We start from the raw sequence: 23,198 nt of genomic DNA, 5'->3' as shown, positions 1-23,198 counted from the left end.
ACGGCCTCATTTCTCGCTGCCGTCCAGATCAGATGCATCGCTCTCTGGGCTAAAATCTTGTGACGACACTATCTAGGCGTTATTGCACTATTAACCGGCCTGGTTCATTTCTCAATGGGGCCGTTTTCTTCACCGCCGCCCACGCTGGAAAATGTCATTGCAGAGAAAGTCTCGGCGGTGAAAAAAGGGATTCAGGCTGGCCTGAAAGGGGAAACGGTGCCCGTAAGCGACGTGCAGAAAAAGGCCGTCGATATTGACCATGTGGTGGATACAGCAGGTATTGCAATGGCTATCGCGGCACTACTTTGCGCATTTATCGCCGGTATGCGCAAAGAGAACCGCTGGGGAATTTATGGTGCCCTCTGTTTTGGCGGTGGCACCCTTGCCTTTCATGCGTTGCTGTTTGGTATTGGTATCGTCCTTGGCATCCTTTTGCTCTTAGCCATTATCTCCTTTCTTACCGGCAATGTGTCTTTCTGACCGGCTAACTGACGCCCCAGAACAGCACCGCCAGCAGCTGTGGGGTGATAATACGCAGGAACATCACCAGCGGATAAACCGTGGCATAAGAGAGCGCGGCTGCCCCGCTGGTGGCGTGCAGGCCGTTGGCAAAGGCCAGCGCCGGGGGATCGGTCATTGAGCCGGCCAGCATGCCGCAAATGGTCAGGTAGTTCATCTTCGCCAGTAGCCGCGCCAGAATACCGACGGTGAGCAGCGGGATGGCGGTGATGAAAATCCCGTAGCACATCCAGTTGACCCCGTCGCCGTGGGTGAGTGTGGCGATAAAATCACCGCCGGATTTCAGCCCCACCACGGCAAGGAACAGCACGATGCCCAACTCACGCAGGGCAAGGTTGGCGCTGGGCGGCATAAACCAGTAGAGCTTACCGACGCTGCCGATACGCCCAAGGATCAGCGCCATAATCAGCGGCCCGCCCGCCAGCCCCAGTTTTAGCGCCACCGGGAAGCCGGGCACAAAGACCGGAATCGACCCCAGCAACACCCCCAGCCCGATACCAATAAAGACCGGCAGCATCTGGACCTGCTGGAGTTTGTGCTGGGCGTTGCCCAGTTCAGAGGCCACCGCATCGATCGCCGCCTGGCGTCCGACAAGGTTCAGAATGTCGCCGAATTGCAGGCTGGAATCGCTGCTGGCCACCAGCTCGACCCCGGCGCGGTTAAGGCGGGAGATCACCACGTCATAGCGCTCTTTAAAATGCAGGTCGCGAATGCGTTTCCCCAGCACCTTTTCGTTGGTGACCACCACGCGTTCAACGCGCAGGTCGGTACCCCGCGTTGAGAGCGAGGTGTCCACCTCCTGGCCTATCACCAGCTGTGCGTTATGCAGGTCTTTCGGCAGGCCAACGAGGTGCAGCAGGTCACCGGTCTGAATCACGGTACCCGGCGACGGCACCATCAACGTTTCGTCACGTTTCAGGCGCGAGCAGATGATTTTATCGCTGTTCAGCATCGGCACGTCCTGAATCGCCATATTGTTCAGATTCGGGTTTTCCACGCGGATATTAATGGTCTTGATCAACGAGTTACCCGAACTGATGCCCGCGTCGTGTTGCTCTGCCTCACGCTCAACGTTGATGCGAAACCCGACGCGCAAAAGCCACATGGTGAGCAAAATGCCGCAGATACCAAACGGATAGGCCATCGCATAGCTCATCCCCATTTGATCGAGGATATTGGACGGCGTGCCCAGGTCATGCAGGATCTGCTGCCCGGCCCCGAGCGCCGGGGTGTTGGTGACCGCACCGGAGAAGATGCCGAGAATGACCGGCAGCGGAATGTTGAAGAGTTTGTGCAAAATGGCGGTGACCAGGCCGCCGAGAATCACAATCAAAATGGCGAACAGGTTCAGGCGTAGCCCGGACACGCGAAGCGAGGCAAAAAAGCCCGGCCCGACCTGAATGCCGATGGTGTAAACGAAGAGGATAAGGCCAAACTCCTGCACGAAGTGCAGCATCGGGCTGCTCAGGATAATCCCTGCCTGATCAACGAAGTGGCCGACGATTATCCCGCCAAACAGCACGCCACCAATCCCGAAACCCACGCCGCGAATTTTGATATTGCCGATCCACAAACCGATGACCGCGACCAGAGCTAATACGCTTACAGTTAACGCTATATCACTCATGATGGTTCCCTGTGAATAACATTGTAAACACAATGAATTCTCTCAGAGCGGCAGCGGGATGTATGGGTGATGGCGCACAAAAAAGCCCCGAGGTAAAAGCAAAACGGCCACCCTAAGGTGACCGTTTTTGGGGTTTGCACCCTCTCTCGAGGGAGAGGGCATCAGGCCCTGAGCTAGCTATTCAGTGCCGGGCGTTCGCTAATGGCGATCCGCTGTGGCTCGATGGCGTCCGGCACATTACGGGTCAGGTCGATATGGAGTAAGCCGTTCGCGAAGGTCGCGCCTGAGACTTCCATATTTTCCGCCAGCGTAAAGCTCAGAGTGAAAGGTTGAATCACCAGCCCCTGATGCAACCATTTTGGCTCATTGGCCGGTTTTTCCGGCGTGCCTTTGACCACTAAGCGTGTGCCTTCCAGCTGGATATCCAGCTCTTGCTGACTGAATCCGGCCAGCGCCAGAGTTATGCGGTAATGGTTGTCATCGCCCTTTTCAATGTTATAGGGCGGGAATGTCTGATGCTCAGTGGTGCTTTGCAGCGCGTTAGCCAGTTTGTCAAAACCGATCCACTGACGCAGCAGCGGGGATAAATCGTAGTTACGCATGGTATTTCTCCTTCTGAGAAGCGAGTAAGTTCCTGCAAGCTTTTGGCTCGCATATGCTCCCTGACGGCAAGCATGTCAGTTCAGGTAATTAGTTAATCTCGATGCGACGCGGTTTCTTTGCTTCCGGAATCACGCGTTCGAGATCGACATACAGCAGGCCATTAACCAGATTCGCGCCTTTAACATGAATATTTTCAGCGAGCTGGAATTTGCGCTCGAAGTTACGTTCGGCGATGCCCTGGTAGAGATAAGAGCGTTCTTTCTGTTCGGTCGCGTGCGCGCCTTTGACGATGAGCAGGTTGTCCTGCGCGGTGATATCCAGTTCGCTTTCCGCAAACCCCGCTACCGCGATCGCAATGCGATAATGGTTTTCGTCAACTAATTCAACGTTGTACGGAGGATAGCCGCCGTTACTTTGGTTTTGGTTGTTTTCCAGCAGGTTGAACAGACGGTCGAAACCAATAGCTGAACGATAAAGCGGAGAAAGATCGAAGTTACGCATACATAAAGCTCCTGAAATCAGCGAGATTGTCATTTGCCTTCCACAATGGACAGGCTGTGGTAGCCCAACACCCTTCCGGCGTGTCTTCCGGCTACATTCTTAAAATGAGGTTAACCGATATGTTTTCAAGGGTGTTTTTCTGACTTTTTTTTGCAGTTTCTCGCGCTTTGCATAGACTGGGATCACAGCACAAAAGGTGAAAGTGCGAATGTCGCCACAGAGCGCAGCATGGAGGCTGTTTTTTTCGGCACAGGAAAGATATAACGCCAGTAGCAGTCTTATGCTGCCCATAACAATGATTAACTGATGATGAAAAATACTCTGATTGTTTCGACGCTACTTAGTGGAATGGTGTTACTCAGTGGATGCTCCAGCGTGATGTCGCATACCGGGGGTAAGGAAGGCGTGTATCCGGGTATGAAGGCAAGCTCCACGATGTTGTCGGATGATGACACCAATATCGGTATGAAATCGCTGGTGGTTCTGGATATGCCTTTTACAGCAGTTATAGACACGATACTGCTGCCGTGGGACATGTTCCGCACCGACAGCTCAGTTAAATCTCGCGTTGAGAAAAGCGAGCAGGCCAGCATGGCGACGGACAACGCGATTCCACCCGCCCCCATGCCTAAGCAGTAACTAGACGCCTGTTTCCGTCACCCACAGCTGGCGGAAACCCGCAATATCTTCCATCCAGGCGATATAACGACCGTCCGGCGAGAACACGACTGCGTCAGCGGACGGAGGATTGCCGTGATCGGTTGTCAAAAAGGTGACGCCACCGCTGCTGGCATCACACAGCGCGATACGGTTATCCAGCACAAAACCCAGCGCTTTCCCCGAAGGATGCCAGTTAAACGCCGACTGAATACCTGTTTGGGTATGCGTCAATTGCTGCGGTTCGCCACCCTGCGGTGACAGCAGCCACAGCTGGACAATACCGGCTTCATCGCGCATTAAAAACGCAATCGCCGTGCCCTGCGGATTACTGCGCACCCAGTGGCGCGGCACGCTAACCAGCCCCGGAAACGCACGCTGATGGGTGAAGGTCAGACGCCGTTGCACAACACCTGCCGGTGGCGCAGGCAGACATGTCGGCGTGCCCTGCAGCGGCGTATCGCCAGGTTGTTTCCATCCCTGTGCCTCTTTCGGCAGCTCGACGATAAACAGTTCCGGCACTTTTTCGCCGTTTAGCGACAGCGTATCGCCAATAAACGCCAGCTTATTGTTGCCCACCCAACCTTCTTCATACGCGCGGTTGATCTCATCGCTACCGGGTTCAGGCGTTGGCGTGGTGCGACTAATCAGTACGCTCCAGTGGCTGCCCGCATACTCGCGTGGATGCATAAGCGGGGGCTGCACCGGACCAAAGGGCACGGCGACGCCGACATTACGCAGATCCTGCGCCGGGTCCAGCTCACGCATGACGTGGTCGTTGTAGGTAAAGCTGACGTTCTCACCGTTAGGGCTGAATACATGCACATGGCTGCCGCCACGCAGCGCACCGGGAGTAAAGGGCGCGGTGATATTCATCGCATCCAGATTGGCGGTTTTCCCCTGTGAGGTGATAGCACCCCGGCGGTGGTGGAAATCATAGTGCCAGTCAGCATCCGGGTTTTCCGGGCCGTGGATAAACACATATTTATCTTCACGCGGATGGACGGTGACGACGCCGACATGTGCCCCCTCTTTCGCCTGATACACCACCTCAACGGTGCCAGTATGAATATTGACGCGTTCAATGGTTTCACCGGTAAAGGACGCGCCGGAAGGGCGCACATCAAACACCAGCCACTGGCTGTCCGGTGTCCAGGTGTGAATATTGGTGAGCTGATGATTACGGGGCGCGGTGGTGATTTGTTTCATGTGATGGATAACCCTGATGCCGTATTTAGCATCAGGGTATCGCAAGGCAGGGGGATTAACCTACCCGTTTTACGTCGCCGACCAGCAGGATGTAGGAGAGTGCGCCCACCAGTGCTACCACGGAGATGTACACCAGTGCCGGGGCAAAACCGTAGCTCTGCGCCAGGTAACCGATAACCAGCGGCACGGTGATACCGCCCAGACCGCCGACAAAGTTAAACACACCGCCCGTCAGCCCAATCAGGCGCATCGGCGCAAGAGAGGAGACCAGTGACCAGGTGATAGAGGCAAAGCCGTTACCGAAGAACGCGATGGCCATCAGCGTCATGATCCACACCGGGTCATTGGTGTAGTTCGCCCCCATAATGCAGGTGGAGATCAGCAGACCACAGATGATGGGCGTTTTACGTGCCGCACCGAGGGAGAAACCTTTGCGTACCAGTCTGTCCGCCAGCCAACCGGAGAGCAGCACGCCAAAGAACGCCGCCAGGAACGGTACCGTGGTCATAAACCCGGCTTTCAGCGCGGTGATGCCTTTTTCCTGGGTCAGATAGTTCGGGAACCAGGTCAGGAAGAACCACAGCGTCGAGGTTACTGCGAACTGCCCCAGGTAAACGCCGATCAGTTTACGGTGGAACACCAGTTTCCAGTCAGCTTTGGTGAGCGGTTGACGTGCCGCTTTGCTCACTGGCGCATCGCCATCCACCAGACCGCCACCTTCGCGAATGTATTCCAGTTCTTCATGGGTGACGCTTTTGGTCTGGCGCGGCGGCTGATAGACCTTGAACCAGATTAACGACCAGATAATGCCAATGCCGCCGGTGATGATAAACACCCAGTGCCAGCTCAGCAGTTCCTGAATCCAGATGAGCAGCGGCGTGAGGAACGCCAGGCCGACAAACTGACCGGAAGTGTAGAAGCCGACGGCGGAAGCACGTTCATGTTCCGGGAACCAACTGGTCACCATGCGGTTATTGGTCGGAAATGCCGGCGCTTCAAAAATCCCGGTGATGGCGCGTAAGCCAATCAGCGACATTAAACCTGTCGCAAAGCCCTGGAACAGGGTCGCCACTGACCAGCCAAAGATGGCGATAAAATAGGTGAGGCGAGAACCGACGCGGTCAAGGAACCAGCCGCCGGGGATCTGGCACAGCGTATAAAGCCAGGCAAAGGCCGAAAAGACATAGCCCATTTCCGCTTTGGTGATACCAAACTCTTGCTGAATATGCGCCGACGCCACCGCGAGGTTGGCCCTGTCGACATAACAAATAACAACGGTAATAAAGATCATCACCAGCGTCAGATAACGCCGACGACCGACTTTTGCAGCAGTAACTGAAATATCCATCGCAATCTGTCTCCAGATTTTGGGCATAGCGAGGCCGCTCACCATGCCCGGTAAATTACAGAGGGTGTGTAAAATTTTTAATTTTTAGCTTACTTACGAATGCTCAAAATAGTTTGCGTTGCAGGAAGGCGGCAAGATTGTAAATCCCCAGGAGCTTACATAAGTAAGTGACTGGGGTGCACAATCGCAGCCAACGCGCCTGCGGCGCAAAATATGAAGAGCATTTACCATTCGGCGACGGTGCCATCCTCATGCCGCCAAACCGGGTTACGCCAGTCCGGCGCATTCTTACTTAACGCGATGACTTTCTCTTCATCAATGTCCACGCCGAGGCCTGGTTTCATCAGCGGTTTAAAGAAGCCGCCTTCCATATTGAAGTCTTCTTTGTTTTTCACGAAGTCGAGCAGTTCAGCGCCTTTATTGTAGTGAATGCCCATACTTTGCTCCTGGAATACCGCATTGTGGGAAACGAAATCCACATGCAGACAGGCGGCCAACGCCACCGGGCCGAGCGGGCAATGCGGAGCCAGCGCCACGTCATAGGCTTCTGCCATGCCGGCAATTTTATAGCATTCGGTAATCCCGCCAGCGTGGGATAAATCCGGCTGCAATATCGAAATGCCGCCCGCTTCCAGCACGCGTTTAAATTCAAAGCGCGAGAACATTCGTTCACCCGCGGCAATCGGAATATGCGTTTGCGCCGCCAGGCGCGGATAATATTCCGCCTGCTCCGCCAGTACCGGCTCTTCAATAAATAACGGACGATACTGTTCGAGTTCTTTAATTAACACTTTTGCCATCGGCGCGCTGACGCGACCATGAAAATCGAGACCAAATTCAATCTCATTGCCGAAGGCTTCGCGAATTTGTGCCACGGTATTCACAGCGGCATCGACCGCGCGGGAGTTATCAATCACCCCCATCTCTTCGCAGCCGTTCAGCTTGAAGGTATCAAAACCGATGTTACGCAAGGTTTTAATACCGTCGATCACTTCTGACGGACGGTCGCCGCCCACCCAGCTATAGGCTTTGATTTTGTCGCGAACCAGGCCGCCCATCAGCTGCCAGACCGGCGCGTTATGAACTTTGCCTTTGATATCCCACAGCGCCTGGTCAATACCGGCAATCGCGCTCATCAGAATCGGGCCGCCGCGGTAAAAACCTGCGCGGTACATCACCTGCCATAAGTCATTGATGCGCGCAGGATCCTGGCCAATCAGATAATCACCCAGCTCATGAACCGCCGCCTCAACCGTGCGGGCACGACCTTCGATAACCGGCTCACCCCAGCCAACAACGCCTTCATCGGTTTCGATTTTCAGGAACATCCAGCGCGGGGGTAAACGGTAAGTGGTGAGTTTGGTTATTTTCATTGCACTGCCTCTCGATACGCGTTAACAAATGCGGTTGCCTGCTGTGCAGTGCGCTCCACGGACTGCCCGGCGCGATATAAATCGCTGCCCAGTCCGGCGCCAGCGCAGCCGGCTTTCATCCATTGCGCCAGGTTTTCTGGCGTCCCCCCCCCACGGCAAAGACCGATACGTCCGACGGCAAGACCGCTTTCAACGCTTTGATGTAATCCGGGCCAAAGGCCGAAGAGGGGAAAATTTTCAGTGCCTGTGCACCCGCATCGAGCGCGGTAAAGGCCTCGGTCGCCGTGGCGCATCCCGGGCACACCGTCATGCCGTAATCGACCGCACGACGAATCACCTCGGGTTGAATGTTGGGGGTCACAATCAGTTTGCAGCCCATTTTCGCCAGCGTATTGACCTGCTCCGGCTGCAACACCGTGCCTGCACCAATCAACGCCTTTTCGCCAAAGGCCTCCACGATGGCCGGAATGCTTTTTTCCCACTGGGGCGAGTTAAGCGGGATCTCAACCGCATCGAACCCGGCGTCAATCACCGCGCCGACGTGTGCCAGCGCTTCTTCTGGGGTGATGCCACGCAGGATTGCGATAAGCGGAAGGTTAGTTTGCCACTGCATGAGCGATGCTCCTTATGCCTGTCTGAAATGCGGTGTCACCGGAAACGACCGTGGCCTTGCGGCCGATCGCGTCCAACGCCTGTTGATAGCGGCTGGACAGTGCGTTTCCTGCAACGACGGTGACCTGTTGATCGCTAAAGCGCTCCGCCATGCTGGCGACTTCTGCGCCAATCAGCAGGCCCGATAAAAACTCGCTCACCTGTTCGCGCGGCAGATGGCCCAGCACGTGGGCGGCACGGACTTCAAACAGCTGCGGCAGGATGGCGGGCGTGGCGAGGCCGCGTTCAAGGCCGGACATAAATGCCGCAAGCGACGTTTCCTGCTCCGGCAATCCGGCTCCGACCAACGAGTGACTCAGCAACAGGTGGTGCAATTCACCGGTCATTACGGTGCGAAAATCATGGATTTGGTGTGCATCGGCCTGTACCCATTTGCAGTGGGTGCCCGGCATGACATAGACAGAAGAAGGCGAGAGTTCACGTGCACCCAGCAGTTGCGTCTCTTCACCACGCATCACCTTGTGGTTATCGTCGCGAGAAACGCACAGGCCGGGAATAATCCAGACATTGTCGCCAACGGCAGTCAACTGCTCGCCAATGGCGGAGAAATGCGCAGGAACGGGTAAGTAGGGGGCAATTTTCCAGCCCACGTTACTGCCCACCATTCCTGCCATCACGACAGGCGTTTGCTCATCACGCCAGCCGTGGGTAACCTCTGCTAACACCGCTTGTGGGGATTTACCATTCAGGCGCGTAACGCCCGCTTCTGATTGCCTGCTCTCCAGGCATTCGTCGCCCTGATAAAGCCAGGCGCGTAAGTTGGTCGACCCCCAGTCAATTGCGATGTAGCGAGATGTCATGTGATTTCCTTCAACCTTTGTGTCGAGCTGGCAATCATGGTCAGCGCTGCCTGCTCTGCTGCATCACCGTCCTGATGCCGTATCGCATCGAACAGCGCCTTATGTTCCTGGAGTGTTTTTGGCATGTTGCCTTCATCGCCCATCCAGGTACGTTCAAATACCGCCCGCTGTAGCGAGCTGATCGCCACGGTCAATTGCTGCAACACCGGGTTATGTACCGACCCCAGCACCGCTTCGTGATAACGAATGTCCGCCTCATTGAACGCATCGCGATTCTGGTTGTTCGCAATCATGTCGTTCAACGCGGCCTCAATCTGCGCCAGGTCGCTGGAGGTGGCGCGTTCCGCGGCCCAGCGGGCAATCGACGGTTCCACCAGATTTCGCACCTCGCTCATCGCACTGATGAGTCGCGGGTCATAGTCGTTTTCCAGTACCCATTGCAGTACCTCGGTATCGAGGTAATTCCACTGATTACGCGGTGCCACAAACGCGCCGCGATAGCGTTTTATCTCGATGAGCCTCTTCGCCATTAATGAGCGAAAGACTTCGCGAATGATGTTGCGCGAGGTTTCAAACTCCTCGCAGAGTTCCGCCTCTGCCGGGAGTGCTGAACCGGGAACGTATTTCCCGGCCACAATCTGGTGTCCCAGCGTGATGACGATGCGGTCCGTTTTGGTGAGAGTCATGGCGTGCCCTTATTCACTGTGTGTGCATGCCTACTTTACCTCGACCGGCGATTTTCACCTCATCCTTGCAGTACAAACCTGGTTCACTTTCCTTCCGATGAACTGTAATGCAGTACAATTAATTATTGTTGTACTACAATTTAGATCGCAAAATGAACGACAGATCACAAAATTAACCTCCCTTCACTTCACCGTAACTTCACCAGAGCCGCTTATCGTCCTTTTCAACACGAGGAGGGGATATGCAGCATTTTGATGTGGCGATTATTGGTCTGGGGCCCGCTGGAGCGGCGCTGGCGCGGCAGTTAGCAGGCAGAATGAGCGTGCTGGCGCTGGATAAAAAACAGCAATTCGGTACGGATGGATTTATGAAGCCGTGTGGTGGATTACTGGCTCCGGACGCGCAGCGTTCGTTTATCCGTGCCGGGATTACGCTGCCGGTGCAGGTGCTGGCCGATCCGCAAATTTTCAGCGTGCAGACGCTGGATGTGCAGACGGGAATTGAGCGAAATTATCAGCGCAGTTACGTCAATATCGACAGACATGCCTTTGATTTATGGATGAAATCATTAATTCCTGCCTCAGTCACCGTTCACCATGACGCTTTGTGCAAGAAAATCAGTCGGCAGGACAGCCGCTGGCATCTGACGTACGCGGTTGACGGTGAGACGCATGAGGCAACGGCAAATTATCTGGTGGGTGGCGATGGCGCGAACTCGATGGTGCGACGCTTGCTGTATCCCGATCATGAGATCCGCAAATACGTCTCGCTGCAACAGTGGTTCAAAGACAGTCACCCATCGCCGTTCTATTCCTGCGTGTTTGATAATGAGACAACCGATTGTTATTCATGGAGTATCTGCAAAGACGGCTATTTCATTTTTGGTGGGGCATTTGCCATGAAAGATGGCAGAGAGAATTTCACCCGTCTCAAGCTGCACCTTGAGCCGTTTGATTTCCGCTTTGGTGACGCGGTGAAAACGGAAAAATGCACGGTGCTGTGCCCGTCTCGTTGGACAGATTTTGTCTGCGGAAAAGAGAACGCGTTTTTGATTGGCGAAGCAGCGGGATTTATCAGCGCCAGTTAACTGGAGGGGATCAGCTATGCACTGGATAGCGCGGAAATTCTGGCTGAGGTGCTGTGCGGGGAAACGGAAAACCTCAACGCGGCATACCGGAAGAAAACGCGGCGATTGCGCGTGAAACTGCTGGGAAAAGTCATCAAAAATCGCTGTTTGACCACGCCATGGATACGCAGTCTGATCATGAAAAGCGGCGTGGGGCATATCCCAGTGCAACAGGAGAGGCATACACAGGCAAGGGCATAATCGCCCCTGCCTGACGGCGGCTTAGTTCAGCACAAACTTCTCAATGGCGTACGCCACGCCATCTTCGAGGTTGGATTTGGTGACGAAGTTGGCCACTTCTTTCACCGATGGAATGGCATTATCCATTGCCACGCCCACGCCGGCATACTCGATCATGGCGATGTCATTTTCCTGATCGCCGATGGTCATGATCTCTTCGGGCTTGATGCCCAGCACGTCGGCCAGTGATTTCACCCCAGTGCCTTTATTCACACGCTTATCGAGCATTTCGAGGAAGTACGGCGCGCTTTTCAGCACGGTGTATTTCTCTTTCACTTCTGCCGGGATGCGGGTAATCGCTTTATCGAGGATTTCCGGCTCATCAATCATCATCACCTTGAGGAACTGGGTGTTCGGATCCATGTTTTCCGGCTCGCAGAACACCAGAGGAATAGTGGCGACGTAGGATTCGTGCACCGTGTAGTAGCTGATATCGCGGTTTGCGGTGTACAGCGTATTGCGGTCCAGCGCGTGGAAATGTGAACCGACTTCGCGGGACAGTTTTTCCAGGTACAGGTAATCGTCATAGCTCAGCGCGGTTTGCGCCACGGTGCTGCCGTCGCTGGCATTTTGCACCAGTGCCCCGTTGTAAGTGATGCAGTAATCACCTTCCCGTTCCATGTGCAGCTCTTTGACGTAGGCGTGAACCCCGGCGTAAGGGCGGCCTGTCGTCAGCACCACCTTCACTCCACGTTCGCGCGCAGCAGCAATAGCATTTTTAACAGCAGGAGAGATGGTGTGGTCCGGCAACAACAACGTTCCGTCCATGTCGATTGCGATAAGTTTGATAGCCATGAGATCCCCGGAGTAAATGAGTCCAGGCTCATGCTAACGCGATTTAGCTCAAAAAACAGCAAAAGAGTCGGGGGAAGAGGGGGCAGAATTAAGGAGGAAGATTCCTCTTTTGTGGGCATAAAAAAGCCCAGACGCGGCATAAATGCCAGGCCCGGGCTCTATTCCTGTAGCCCCGGTAAGCTAGCGCCACCGGGGATCTACATATTAAATATCGATATTTGCTGCTTTCAGGGCGTTCTCTTCGATAAACGCACGGCGCGGCTCAACTGCATCCCCCATCAGGGTGGTGAACAGCTGGTCAGCGGCAATCGCGTCTTTCACCGTCACGCGCAGCATACGGCGGCTATCCGGATCCATGGTGGTTTCCCACAGCTGCTCCGGGTTCATCTCGCCCAGACCTTTATAACGCTGAATCGCGAGGCCGCGGCGGGACTCTTTCACCAGCCAGTCCAGCGCCTGCTCGAAGCTTGCGACAGGCTGCTTACGCTCGCCACGTTCGATAAATGCATCGTCTTCGATCAGACCACGCAGTTTTTCACCAAGCGTGCACAGGCGACGGTATTCGCCACCGGTCACAAACTCGTGATCCAGCGGATAATCCGTGTCCACACCGTGGGTACGCACGCGAATGACCGGCTCAAACTGCTGCTGTTCAGCATTTTCGCGGATGTCGAATTTCCACTGGCTACCGTGTTGCTCGTTTTCGTTCAGCTCAGTGACCAGCGCATTCACCCAACGCGTCACGGTTTGCTCGCTGCTCAAATCGGCTTCGGTCAGGGTCGGCTGATACACCAGCTCTTTCAGCAGAGTGCGCGGAAAGCGGCGTTCCATACGACCAATCATCTTCTGCGTCGCGTTGTATTCAGACACCAGTTTTTCCAGCGCTTCACCGCCCAGTGCAGGCGCACCTTCGGTTGTGTGCAGGGTCGCACCGTCCAGAGCGATAGCGATCTGGTACTGATCCATCGCCTCATCGTCTTTAATGTACTGTTCCTGTTTGCCTTTTTTCACTTTGTACAGCGGTGGCTGCGCAATGTAGACGTGGCCACGTTCAACGATTTCCGGCATCTGACGATAGAAGAAGGTCAACAGCAGCGTACGAATGTGCGAGCCATCGACGTCCGCATCGGTCATGATGATAATACTGTGATAACGCAGTTTGTCCGGGTTGTATTCGTCACGGCCGATGCCGCAGCCCAGTGCGGTAATCAGCGTGGCGACTTCCTGAGAAGAGAGCATCTTGTCGAAGCGCGCCTTCTCAACGTTGAGGATTTTACCCTTCAGCGGCAGAATCGCCTGGTTCTTACGGTTACGCCCCTGCTTAGCAGAGCCGCCCGCAGAGTCCCCTTCCACGAGGTACAGTTCAGACAGCGCCGGGTCGCGTTCCTGACAGTCCGCCAGTTTGCCCGGCAGGCCTGCTAAGTCCAGCGCGCCTTTACGGCGAGTCATTTCACGGGCTTTACGCGCCGCTTCACGCGCACGCGCTGCGTCGATAATTTTGCCGACCACGATTTTCGCGTCAGACGGATTTTCCAGCAGGTATTCCGCCAGTAGTTCGTTCATCTGTTGTTCAACCGCTGATTTCACCTCAGAGGAGACCAGTTTATCTTTGGTCTGTGAGGAGAACTTCGGATCCGGTACCTTCACGGAAACTACCGCAATCAGGCCTTCACGGGCATCGTCGCCGGTAGCGCTGACTTTGGCTTTTTTGCTGTAGCCTTCTTTATCCATGTAGGCGTTCAGCGTACGGGTCATCGCCGCACGGAAGCCTGCCAGGTGAGTACCGCCGTCACGCTGCGGAATGTTGTTGGTAAAGCAGTAGATGTTTTCCTGGAAACCGTCGTTCCACTGCAGCGCCACTTCAACGCCGATACCGTCTTTTTCGGTGGAGAAATAGAAGACATTCGGGTGAATTGGCGTTTTGTTCTTGTTGAGATACTCAACGAACGCCTTGATGCCGCCTTCGTAGTGGAAATGGTCTTCCTTGCCGTCGCGCTTGTCTTTCAGGCGGATGGAAACGCCGGAGTTCAGGAACGACAGCTCACGCAGACGTTTCGCCAGAATTTCATATTCGAATTCGGTGACGTTGGTGAAGGTTTCATAGCTCGGCCAGAAACGCACCATGGTACCGGTTTTTTCGGTATCGCCGGTCACGGCCAGCGGCGCCTGCGGCACGCCGTGTGCGTAAAGCTGACGGTGAACTTTGTTATCACGCTGGATAACCAGCTCCAGTTTCTGCGACAGGGCGTTTACCACGGAAACACCTACGCCGTGCAGACCACCGGAGACTTTATACGAGTTATCATCGAACTTACCGCCTGCGTGCAGCACGGTCATGATGACTTCGGCCGCAGAGACCCCCTCTTCCGGGTGAATACCGGTTGGGATCCCACGTCCATCATCCTGTACGGAGACAGAGTTATCGCTGTGGATCGTGACAACGATGTCTTTACAGTAACCTGCGAGCGCTTCGTCGATAGCGTTATCTACCACCTCGAATACCATGTGGTGCAGACCGGTGCCGTCATCCGTATCGCCGATATACATACCCGGGCGCTTACGCACCGCATCCAGCCCTTTCAGGACTTTGATACTGGAGGAGTCATAAGAATTCGACATCAACGTTTCTCGCTCATTTTGTCTTGGGTTAATCCGTTATTTTACCCTTTTCCACGGTGAACATCTTCGAATTTTTGTCCGACATGTCCAGTACGTGCTCAGCGCTTATCGCACTGACGAAAACCTGTGATTGCGTGGCTTTTAAGCGGCTGGCAAGCAGCCCGCGACGCGCATCATCCAGCTCCGAGGCAAAATCATCTATCAGGTATAAACAGCGGCGACCGCTCTCACGGGTTAAAAACTCCCCCTGTGCCAGACGTAGCGCACACATCAGGAGTTTTAACTGCCCACGGGAAAGCGTATCTTCCACCGGCGCACCGTCGGCACGTATACGGAAATCCGCTTTGTGCGGGCCGTGTGCGGTGTAAGTCAGCAGGCGATCGCGTTCGAAGTTCTTCTCCAGCACTTCGGCATAATCCGTCTCTTTCTCCCAGCCACGCTGGAAAGAGAAGGTCAGAGAGAACTCCGGTAAAAATTGTTTGCAGGTGTCCGCCATATCTTCGGCGATACCGGCACTGTATTCGGCACGCCAGAGGCTAATTTGTTCCGCCAGCGGGATCAGTTCTTTATCCCACGGGCGCAATTGGCCGTAATGGCTCACCTGCCGTAGCGCGGCATTGCGCTGTTTGAGCAGCCGTTTAAGGTTGCTCCAGGCATTAAAGAAGCCGGCTTCGTTGTGAAAGCATCCCCAGTCGAGGAATGCTCTTCTGTATTTGGGGCCGCCGTTGAGTAATGTAAACCCCTCGGGGGTGATCAGCTGCATGGGCATCAACAGCGCCAGTTCCGCCACTTTGTGGCCATCGGTTCCGTCGATACGAACCGTACTGTCGCCCTGCTTGTCTTTCGTCAGACCAATGGCGATTTCACGCTCCGTCTCCTGCAAACGTCCGTGCAGAATAAACGACTCTTGTTCGTGGCGAATGACGCGACCGATTTGCAAACTGCGAAACGCCCGACCATGGCCGAGCGTATAGATGGCTTCCAGCACGCTGGTTTTGCCGCTGCCATTCGCGCCAACCAGGAAATTAAAGCCGGGGGATAATGCGAGATCCGCGTTTTCGATATTGCGGAAGTCTTTAATTAGTAATCGGGTTAGCGACATGATTCACTCATCACCTGGGCGTTATCGTCGCAGTTAGTCTGGTTACGGCCAGCGCACAGCAACCGGAGCGTACTGGAGTACGTGAGGATTGCGAGCACTGCCCGGAGCCAGAATAACAAGTAAGATAGCCCGATACTTTTCTACAAACGCATTGGCATGACAACATAGGCTGCGCTTTGTGAAGCCGCATCCTCAATCTGTACGCTCGACACGGAATCCGTCAGCAGAATGCGCACGTTCTCGCATTTCAGCGCATTCAACACGTCCAGCACATAGCTGACGTTAAAACCGATTTCCATCTCGCTACCCGCATAGGAAACGTCGAGGATCTCTTCCGCTTCTTCCTGTTCCGGGTTGCTGGCGGTGATTTTCAGCTGGTTTTCGCTCACATACAGACGCACGCCGCGGAATTTCTCGTTCGAGAGAATGGCCGCACGGGCAAATGCCTGCTTGAGAATGTCGCAGCCAGCATCCAGGTGTTTGTCCGGATTTTTCGGCAATACGCGACGATAATCCGGGAAACGGCCATCAACCAGCTTAGACGTGAAGAGAAAGTCGCCGACATGGGCGCGGATGTTGTTGCTGCCGATCTGCACGGTCAGCGGATTGTCACCGCCGTCGAGCATACGCATCAGCTCAATCACACCTTTACGCGGCACGATCACCGAATGGTTAGGCAGGCTCACGCCAATAGGCATGGAACAGACGGCCAGACGGTGACCATCGGTCGCGACGGTACGCAGCTCTTCACCTTCGGTTTCGAACAGCATGCCGTTTAAATAGTAACGAACGTCCTGATGGGCCATTGAGAACTGAGTGGCTTCAATCAGACGTTTCATCGTGGCCTGCGGCAGGGTGAATTCCACCTCGCTTTGCCAGTCATCCAGATTCGGGAAGTCGGCGGCAGGCAGCGTGGAGAGGGAGAAACGGCTGCGGCCAGAACGCACCAGCATACGATCGCCTTCAAGCTGGAGGGCGATTTCCGCACCTTCCGGCAAACCACGGCAGATATCAAAGAATTTCCGCGCCGGGACGGTGGTTGCACCAGGCTCATGCGGCTGCACAAGCGCGACACGGGCCACCATTTCCATTTCAAGATCGGTACCGGTCAGCGAAAGCGTACCGTCTGCAACCTGAAGCAGCAGATTACCGAGAATAGGTAACGTCGGGCGACCGCCCAGCGGGCCACTAACTTGTTGCAGCGGCTTTAAAAGATGTTCACGTTCTACGGTAAATTTCATAGCGTCACGATGATAATGTTCTGATTAAATTGGAAAAATCTTCTTTGATATCGTGGCTTTCTTCACGCAACTGCTCAATCTTACGGCAGGCGTGCAGCACGGTAGTATGGTCACGGCCACCAAACGCGTCGCCAATTTCCGGCAAACTGTGGTTGGTCAGCTCTTTCGCCAACGCCATCGCCATCTGACGCGGACGCGCGACAGAGCGAGAACGACGCTTCGACAGCAGGTCAGCGACCTTAATCTTGTAATACTCCGCCACAGTCTTCTGAATATTGTCGATGGTGACCAGCTTTTCCTGCAGCGCCAGCAAATCTCTGAGCGCTTCACGCACGAAATCAATGGTGATCGCCCGGCCGGTAAAGTTGGCATTGGCGATAACGCGGTTCAGTGCCCCTTCCAGCTCACGCACGTTAGAGCGCAGACGCTTGGCAATAAAGAAGGCCACCTCCCCCGGCAGACGGATATCATTCTCGTCAGCCTTTTTCATCAGGATCGCTACGCGCGTTTCCAGTTCCGGCGGTTCGATCGCCACCGTCAGACCCCAGCCAAATCGTGATTTAAGGCGATCCTCAACCCCGTTGATCTCTTTGGGGTAACGATCCGACGTCAGGATGATCTGTTGGTTCCCTTCCAGCAACGCGTTAAACGTGTGGAAAAACTCTTCCTGGGATCGTTCTTTATTGGCAAAGAACTGAATGTCATCGATCAGCAACGCATCAACGGATCGGTAGTAACGTTTAAACTCTTCGATCGCATTGTTTTGCAGGGCTTTTACCATGTCCTGGACAAAACGCTCGGAGTGCATATACACCACTTTGGCGTTGGGTTTACGCGCCATGATGCCATTACCCACCGCGTGTAACAGGTGAGTTTTACCCAGACCGGTTCCGCCATAAAGGAATAATGGATTGTAGGCGCCGCCTGGGTTATCCGCCACCTGACGTGCCGCCGCGCGCGCCAGTTGGTTAGACTTACCTTCGACAAAGTTATCAAAGGTATGCTTGAGGTTAACGTTGGAGCGGTATGTCGGTTCTGCCGGCGCGGGAACGTTGTCCCAGCCAGGGCGTACCGCAGGCGCAGCGCGCTGCGGCTGCACGTGGGTCGTCTGCACAGGTGCGGCAACGTGGGCCGGTTCTCTGTGGATCTGCGTGACAGGCTTCGTGCCAACTTCAAAACGCAGCTGTGGGGCATCCGTACCGCAGAAATCGTTCAGCAGTCCATTGATATTATTGAGGTACTTGTCCCTTACCCAATCGAGCACAAAACGGTTTGGCGCATACAAAGCCAGCGTGTTATCGCTCAGTTCCGCCTGCAATGGGCGGATCCACATGCTGAATTCTGTGGCTGGTAACTCATCCTGCAATCGGGCAAGACACTGCTGCCAAAGCGAAAGTGACACGGCGGACTCCACTCGAACAAAAATCGATAAATAAAAGGCAGAAACATTAATGGTTGTTGACACACGTCGATCAGACCCAACAAGGGTGACGTGCGAACCGCTATCTGCGGTTTTACACGCTTCCTCCCGGCTGCATCATTGCGCCTTTCAGGAAAGTGTACTTTGCCCTGTTTACGATCCACGGATCGCGATCGGGACCGCGGATCATAGCCTAAACTGCGTCAGAGATCTTCTGTTTCTCACAGATTCTTCACGATTTATCCACAGGGGATTCGGAATCGGGTAAGTGTAATCGATCCCTGGTGGGGTGCGGGGCGATTTACGCCGCATATTGGAAAATTTAATGAGTAATGCCGAATTCGTGCTTAATCGATCTAATGAAGATCCTGGCGGATCCTTGCGCTTTGCCCGCCAGGCCGTATAATCCTCCACCCGGCGTGCTTTGCTCCTTTTAGTCGTCGAGCACTGCTTATTTTTTACGCGAAACTGTGCAAAAATAAGCGTGTTATAAGGAAAGAGAATTGACTCCGGAGTGTACAATTATTACAATCCGGCCTCTTTAATCACCCATGGCTTCGGCGTCCGTCGTACGATATTCATTCGGATATCCAATAAAGCCATTGAATTTATTCAAGTTTAGGTAGAAATCGCCATGAAACGCACTTTTCAACCGTCCGTACTGAAGCGCAACCGTTCTCACGGCTTCCGTGCTCGTATGGCTACTAAAAATGGTCGCCAGGTTCTGGCTCGTCGTCGCGCTAAAGGCCGCGCACGTCTGACCGTTTCCAAGTAATAAAAGCTAACCCCTGAGTGGTTAAGCTCGCTTTTCCTAGGGAGTTACGTTTGTTAACTCCCAATCATTTCACATTCGTCTTCCAGCAGCCACAACGGGCTGGCACGCCGCAAATCACCATCCTCGGCCGCCTGAATTCGCTGGGGCATCCCCGTATCGGTCTTACCGTCGCTAAAAAAAATGTTAAACGTGCACATGAACGCAATCGGATTAAACGTCTGACGCGTGAAAGTTTTCGTTTGCGTCAACACGAGCTTCCAGCAATGGATTTCGTGGTAGTGGCGAAAAAAGGGGTTGCTGATCTCGATAACCGTGCTCTTTCGGAAGCGTTGGAAAAATTATGGCGCCGCCATTGTCGCCTGGCACTCGGCTCCTGATAGGCCTGATTCGGGCCTATCAAATCCTGATTAGTCCGCTACTCGGGCCGCGTTGCCGTTTCAACCCAACATGCTCTCGCTATGGAATTGAGGCATTGCGCAGGTTTGGAGTGATAAAAGGCAGTTGGTTGACAGTGAAACGCGTATTAAAATGCCACCCTTTACACCCGGGTGGAGACGACCCCGTCCCGCCAGGACCCTTTAATACCAGAGAACACTAACGATGGATTCGCAACGCAATCTTTTTGTCATCGCTTTGTTGTTCGTGTCTTTCATGATCTGGCAAGCCTGGGAGCAGGATAAAAATCCTCAGCCTCAGCAGCAGACCACGCAGACTACGACCACCGCAGCGGGTAGCGCAGCCGACCAGGGCGTACCAGCCAGTGGCCAGGGGAAACTGATTACGGTTAAAACCGACGTGCTGGAATTGACTATCAACACCCGTGGTGGTGATGTCGAGCAGGCACAGCTTTTGGGTTATCCGAAAGAGCTGGGTTCCAGTGAGCCTTTCCTGTTACTGGAAACGACTCCGCAGTTTATCTATCAGGCGCAGAGCGGTCTGACCGGTCGCGATGGCCCGGATAATCCGGCAAACGGCCCACGTCCTCTGTACAACAGCGAAAAAGATGCGTTTGTGCTGGCTGATGGCCAGAACGAACTGGCAATTCCGCTGACCTATACCGATGCTGCTGGTAACACCTTCACCAAAACCTTCACCCTGAAACGCGGTGAATATTCAGTGAATGTGGGTTACAACGTGCAGAACGCCGGCGAAAAACCGCTGGAAATTGCTACCTTCGGTCAGCTGAAGCAGTCCATCAATCTGCCGTCGCACCGCGACACCGGCAGCAACAACTTTGCATTGCATACGTTCCGCGGCGCTGCGTACTCCACGCCGGACGCGAAGTATGAAAAATACAAATTTGACACCATCGCCGATAACGAAAACCTGAACGTCAGCGCGAAAGGCGGTTGGGTTGCTATGCTGCAGCAGTACTTTGCTACCGCATGGGTTCCGCGTAACGAAGGCACCAATAACTTCTACACCGCGAACCTGGGCAACGGCATTGCCGCTATCGGTTATAAATCTGAACCAGTACTGGTTCAACCGGGTCAAACCGGCACGCTGGGCAGCACCCTGTGGGTCGGCCCGGAAATTCAGGATAAAATGGCTGCCGTTGCGCCGCACCTGGATTTGACCGTGGATTACGGTTGGTTGTGGTTCATCTCTCAGCCGCTGTTCAAACTGCTGAAATGGATCCACAGCTTCCTGGGTAACTGGGGCTTCTCCATCATCGCAATCACCTTTATCGTTCGTGGCATCATGTACCCGCTGACTAAAGCGCAGTACACCTCCATGGCGAAAATGCGCATGCTGCAGCCGAAGATTGCGGCGATGCGTGAGCGTTTGGGCGATGACAAACAGCGTCAGAGCCAGGAAATGATGGCACTGTACAAAGCAGAGAAAGTAAACCCGCTGGGTGGTTGCTTCCCGCTGGTTATCCAGATGCCAATCTTCCTTGCGCTGTACTACATGCTGATGGGATCCGTTGAACTGCGCCATGCGCCGTTCGCCCTGTGGATCCATGACCTGTCTGCACAAGACCCGTACTACATCCTGCCGATCCTGATGGGCGTGACGATGTTCTTCATTCAGAAGATGTCTCCGACCACCGTGGCCGACCCGATGCAGCAGAAGATCATGACCTTTATGCCGGTCATCTTCACGGTGTTCTTCCTGTGGTTCCCGTCAGGTCTGGTTCTGTACTATATCGTCAGCAACCTGGTGACCATTATTCAGCAGCAGCTGATTTACCGTGGTCTGGAGAAACGTGGCCTGCATAGCCGCGAGAAGAAAAGCTCCTAAACTGTAGGCCGGGTAAGCTAAGCGCCACCCGGCAAACGGAAGAGTAAAGAGAGGGCGGTCAGCAGACCGCCTTTTTTATTGGTAAAAAAGAGACATATCATGAGCCATAACGACACGATCGTCGCCCAGGCTACCCCACCGGGACGCGGTGGCGTCGGTATCCTGCGTATTTCCGGCCTCAACGCGCGCGACGTCGCGCAAGCCGTACTGGGTAAGCTGCCGAAACCGCGTTACGCCGACTATCTGCCGTTTAAAGATGCAGACGGCACCGCATTAGATCAGGGCATTGCGCTGTGGTTCCCGGGCCCGAACTCCTTCACTGGCGAAGACGTGCTGGAACTGCAGGGCCACGGCGGTCCAGTGATTCTCGATCTGCTGCTCAAACGTATTCTGACGCAGCCAGGCGTGCGTATCGCAAAGCCTGGTGAGTTCTCAGAACGGGCGTTCCTCAATGATAAGCTCGATTTAGCCCAGGCAGAAGCGATTGCTGACCTGATTGACGCCAGTTCTGAACAGGCGGCACGCTCGGCACTAAACTCGTTGCAGGGGGCGTTCTCCGCACGCATCCATCACCTTGTGGAAGCACTCACTCACCTGCGCATCTACGTGGAAGCGGCCATTGATTTCCCGGATGAGGAAATCGACTTCCTGTCTGATGGCAAAATTGAAGCGCAGCTCAACAGCGTGATGGGCGACCTGGATGCGGTGCGCGCCGAGGCGCGCCAGGGCAGCCTGCTGCGTGAAGGGATGAAGGTGGTCATTGCCGGGCGTCCAAACGCCGGGAAATCGAGCCTCCTGAACGCGCTGGCGGGCCGTGAGGCCGCGATCGTGACCGACATCGCCGGTACCACCCGCGACGTGCTGCGCGAGCATATCCACATCGATGGCATGCCGCTGCATATCATCGATACCGCCGGGCTGCGTGATGCCAGCGACGAAGTCGAACGTATCGGTATTGAACGCGCCTGGCAGGAAATCGAACAAGCCGACCGCGTGTTGTTTATGGTGGATGGCACCACCACCAGCGCCGTTGATCCGGCGGACATCTGGCCGGACTTTATTGCCCGCTTACCAGCAAAACTGCCAGTTACGGTGGTACGTAACAAAGCGGATATGACCGGCGAAACGCTGGGCATCAGCGATGTAAATGGTCACTCACTCATCCGTCTGTCGGCGCGTACCGGCGATGGCGTGGATGAGCTTCGTAACCATCTCAAGCAGAGCATGGGCTTTGATACCAATATGGAAGGCGGCTTCCTGGCGCGTCGTCGCCATCTGCAGGCGCTGTCAGACGCTGCAAATCACCTTGAGCAGGGTAAAGCGCAGCTGTTGGGTGCCTGGGCGGGTGAACTGCTGGCAGAAGAGCTGAGACTGGCACAGCAGGCATTAAGTGAGATCACCGGTGAGTTTACCTCCGACGATCTGCTGGGCCGTATTTTCTCCAGCTTCTGTATCGGTAAATGAGCCAGACGTGCGGATAACCCTCTCTGGTGGGTTATCCGCATTCCCCCTGCCATTACGTCAGAGACATGTCTGGTTCAGGCACATCACACAGCGCTCGAACTTTAGGCTGTGTCCCTTAATCACCTGAGTTATAGTAACTGTCTTTTTCAACAACATATTGAACTATGGCTCGCTAC

Annotated in this window: 21 protein-coding genes, 2 pseudogenes and 1 other annotated feature; of the genes and pseudogenes, 9 read left to right on the top strand and 14 right to left on the bottom strand. The window is 54.6% G+C overall.

What is annotated here, in order from left to right:
• Positions 1 to 81 precede the first annotated feature (81 nt).
• Positions 82 to 480: an inner membrane protein YidI gene (gene yidI, locus ACSZPU_RS12475; protein ID WP_498999109.1), complete on the top strand. Its 399-nt coding sequence runs from the start codon at positions 82 to 84 to the stop codon at positions 478 to 480.
• A gap of 4 nt (positions 481 to 484) precedes the next feature.
• Here yidI and ACSZPU_RS12470 read toward each other — a convergent pair whose 3' ends face one another.
• The 3 genes from ACSZPU_RS12470 to ibpA all read right to left on the bottom strand — a co-directional run bounded on the left by ACSZPU_RS12470 (position 485) and on the right by ibpA (position 3,250).
• Positions 485 to 2,146 (bottom strand): putative transporter, encoded by a 1,662-nt coding sequence (locus ACSZPU_RS12470; RefSeq protein WP_498999105.1) that lies wholly within the window; start codon positions 2,144 to 2,146, stop codon positions 485 to 487.
• A 173-nt stretch (positions 2,147 to 2,319) separates the two neighbouring features.
• Positions 2,320 to 2,748, bottom strand: coding sequence for a small heat shock chaperone IbpB (ibpB, locus tag ACSZPU_RS12465; protein WP_498999103.1), 429 nt, complete (start codon positions 2,746 to 2,748; stop codon positions 2,320 to 2,322).
• An 88-nt stretch (positions 2,749 to 2,836) separates the two neighbouring features.
• Complete coding sequence (ibpA, locus tag ACSZPU_RS12460; RefSeq protein ID WP_498999101.1) at positions 2,837 to 3,250, bottom strand: small heat shock chaperone IbpA; 414 nt, start codon at positions 3,248 to 3,250, stop codon at positions 2,837 to 2,839.
• Positions 3,244 to 3,318: a sequence feature (ROSE (Repression Of Heat Shock gene Expression) occurs in the 5'-region of heat shock genes and acts as an RNA thermometer to modulate expression.), on the bottom strand. (Overlaps the previous gene by 7 nt.)
• 238 nt (positions 3,319 to 3,556) lie before the next feature.
• On the opposite strand from ibpA, the gene ACSZPU_RS12455 reads away from it, so the two are divergent.
• A complete protein-coding gene (locus ACSZPU_RS12455) occupies positions 3,557 to 3,889 on the top strand; it encodes a YceK/YidQ family lipoprotein (RefSeq protein ID WP_498999098.1) in 333 nt (110 codons plus the stop codon).
• Here ACSZPU_RS12455 and ACSZPU_RS12450 read toward each other — a convergent pair whose 3' ends face one another.
• The 6 genes and pseudogenes from ACSZPU_RS12450 to dgoR all read right to left on the bottom strand — a co-directional run bounded on the left by ACSZPU_RS12450 (position 3,890) and on the right by dgoR (position 9,995).
• Positions 3,890 to 5,116 (bottom strand): YidR family protein, encoded by a 1,227-nt coding sequence (locus ACSZPU_RS12450; RefSeq protein WP_498999096.1) that lies wholly within the window; start codon positions 5,114 to 5,116, stop codon positions 3,890 to 3,892.
• Between the two features lie 55 nt (positions 5,117 to 5,171).
• Positions 5,172 to 6,509, bottom strand: a complete 1,338-nt coding sequence (locus tag ACSZPU_RS12445) for an MFS transporter (protein WP_498999094.1) — start codon at positions 6,507 to 6,509, stop codon at positions 5,172 to 5,174.
• 179 nt (positions 6,510 to 6,688) lie between these two features.
• The gene (gene dgoD, locus ACSZPU_RS12440; RefSeq protein WP_498999092.1) at positions 6,689 to 7,837 is read right to left on the bottom strand and encodes a galactonate dehydratase; all 1,149 of its coding nucleotides are present in this window, start codon (positions 7,835 to 7,837) and stop codon (positions 6,689 to 6,691) included.
• Positions 7,834 to 8,450, bottom strand: a pseudogene (locus tag ACSZPU_RS12435) (2-dehydro-3-deoxy-6-phosphogalactonate aldolase). The gene dgoD and the pseudogene ACSZPU_RS12435 overlap by 4 nt, the downstream one beginning before the upstream one ends.
• Positions 8,434 to 9,309, bottom strand: coding sequence for a 2-dehydro-3-deoxygalactonokinase (locus tag ACSZPU_RS12430; RefSeq protein ID WP_498999090.1), 876 nt, complete (start codon positions 9,307 to 9,309; stop codon positions 8,434 to 8,436). Before ACSZPU_RS12430 ends, ACSZPU_RS12435 begins: the two are co-directional and overlap by 17 nt.
• On the bottom strand, positions 9,306 to 9,995 hold the full coding sequence (gene dgoR / locus ACSZPU_RS12425) for a D-galactonate utilization transcriptional regulator DgoR (RefSeq protein ID WP_498999087.1): 690 nt from the start codon (positions 9,993 to 9,995) through the stop codon (positions 9,306 to 9,308). The genes ACSZPU_RS12430 and dgoR overlap by 4 nt, the downstream gene beginning before the upstream one ends.
• A gap of 242 nt (positions 9,996 to 10,237) precedes the next feature.
• Here dgoR and ACSZPU_RS12420 point away from each other — a divergent pair.
• Positions 10,238 to 11,323: pseudogene (locus ACSZPU_RS12420) on the top strand (FAD-binding protein).
• A 21-nt stretch (positions 11,324 to 11,344) separates the two neighbouring features.
• Here the strand turns inward: ACSZPU_RS12420 and yidA are convergent.
• The 5 genes from yidA to dnaA form a co-directional block, all read right to left on the bottom strand.
• A complete protein-coding gene (gene yidA / locus ACSZPU_RS12415; RefSeq protein ID WP_498999085.1) occupies positions 11,345 to 12,157 on the bottom strand; it encodes a sugar-phosphatase in 813 nt (270 codons plus the stop codon).
• Between the two features lie 204 nt (positions 12,158 to 12,361).
• Positions 12,362 to 14,776, bottom strand: a complete 2,415-nt coding sequence (gyrB, locus tag ACSZPU_RS12410; protein ID WP_498999082.1) for a DNA topoisomerase (ATP-hydrolyzing) subunit B — start codon at positions 14,774 to 14,776, stop codon at positions 12,362 to 12,364.
• A gap of 28 nt (positions 14,777 to 14,804) precedes the next feature.
• A complete protein-coding gene (gene recF, locus ACSZPU_RS12405) occupies positions 14,805 to 15,878 on the bottom strand; it encodes a DNA replication/repair protein RecF (protein WP_498999079.1) in 1,074 nt (357 codons plus the stop codon).
• A 140-nt stretch (positions 15,879 to 16,018) separates the two neighbouring features.
• A complete protein-coding gene (gene dnaN, locus ACSZPU_RS12400; protein ID WP_498999077.1) occupies positions 16,019 to 17,119 on the bottom strand; it encodes a DNA polymerase III subunit beta in 1,101 nt (366 codons plus the stop codon).
• Between the two features lie 4 nt (positions 17,120 to 17,123).
• A complete protein-coding gene (gene dnaA, locus ACSZPU_RS12395; protein WP_498999074.1) occupies positions 17,124 to 18,521 on the bottom strand; it encodes a chromosomal replication initiator protein DnaA in 1,398 nt (465 codons plus the stop codon).
• 343 nt (positions 18,522 to 18,864) lie between these two features.
• Between dnaA and ACSZPU_RS12390 the strand changes: the two genes are divergently transcribed.
• The 6 genes from ACSZPU_RS12390 (at position 18,865) to mnmE (ending at position 23,022) form a co-directional block, all read left to right on the top strand.
• Positions 18,865 to 18,945, top strand: coding sequence for a hypothetical protein (locus ACSZPU_RS12390; RefSeq protein ID WP_498999107.1), 81 nt, complete (start codon positions 18,865 to 18,867; stop codon positions 18,943 to 18,945).
• A 228-nt stretch (positions 18,946 to 19,173) separates the two neighbouring features.
• Positions 19,174 to 19,314, top strand: coding sequence for a 50S ribosomal protein L34 (gene rpmH, locus ACSZPU_RS12385; RefSeq protein ID WP_000831330.1), 141 nt, complete (start codon positions 19,174 to 19,176; stop codon positions 19,312 to 19,314).
• A gap of 17 nt (positions 19,315 to 19,331) precedes the next feature.
• On the top strand, positions 19,332 to 19,691 hold the full coding sequence (gene rnpA / locus ACSZPU_RS12380) for a ribonuclease P protein component (RefSeq protein ID WP_090088061.1): 360 nt from the start codon (positions 19,332 to 19,334) through the stop codon (positions 19,689 to 19,691).
• Positions 19,655 to 19,912: a membrane protein insertion efficiency factor YidD gene (gene yidD / locus ACSZPU_RS12375; protein ID WP_498999070.1), complete on the top strand. Its 258-nt coding sequence runs from the start codon at positions 19,655 to 19,657 to the stop codon at positions 19,910 to 19,912. Before rnpA ends, yidD begins: the two co-directional genes overlap by 37 nt.
• 2 nt (positions 19,913 to 19,914) lie before the next feature.
• Positions 19,915 to 21,558 carry a membrane protein insertase YidC gene (gene yidC / locus ACSZPU_RS12370; RefSeq protein ID WP_498999067.1) on the top strand — a complete coding sequence of 548 codons (1,644 nt, stop codon included), beginning with the start codon at positions 19,915 to 19,917 and terminating at the stop codon, positions 21,556 to 21,558.
• Positions 21,559 to 21,657: 99 nt separating this feature from the next.
• A complete protein-coding gene (gene mnmE, locus ACSZPU_RS12365) occupies positions 21,658 to 23,022 on the top strand; it encodes a tRNA uridine-5-carboxymethylaminomethyl(34) synthesis GTPase MnmE (RefSeq protein WP_498999065.1) in 1,365 nt (454 codons plus the stop codon).
• The last annotated feature ends 176 nt before the right edge of the window (positions 23,023 to 23,198 follow it).

This window comes from Phytobacter sp. V69 (assembly GCF_965644215.1).
Taxonomy (GTDB): Bacteria; Pseudomonadota; Gammaproteobacteria; order Enterobacterales; family Enterobacteriaceae; genus Phytobacter.
The sequence above is the reverse complement of the archived record's forward strand: the minus strand, read 5'-3'. Positions and strand labels throughout refer to the sequence as shown.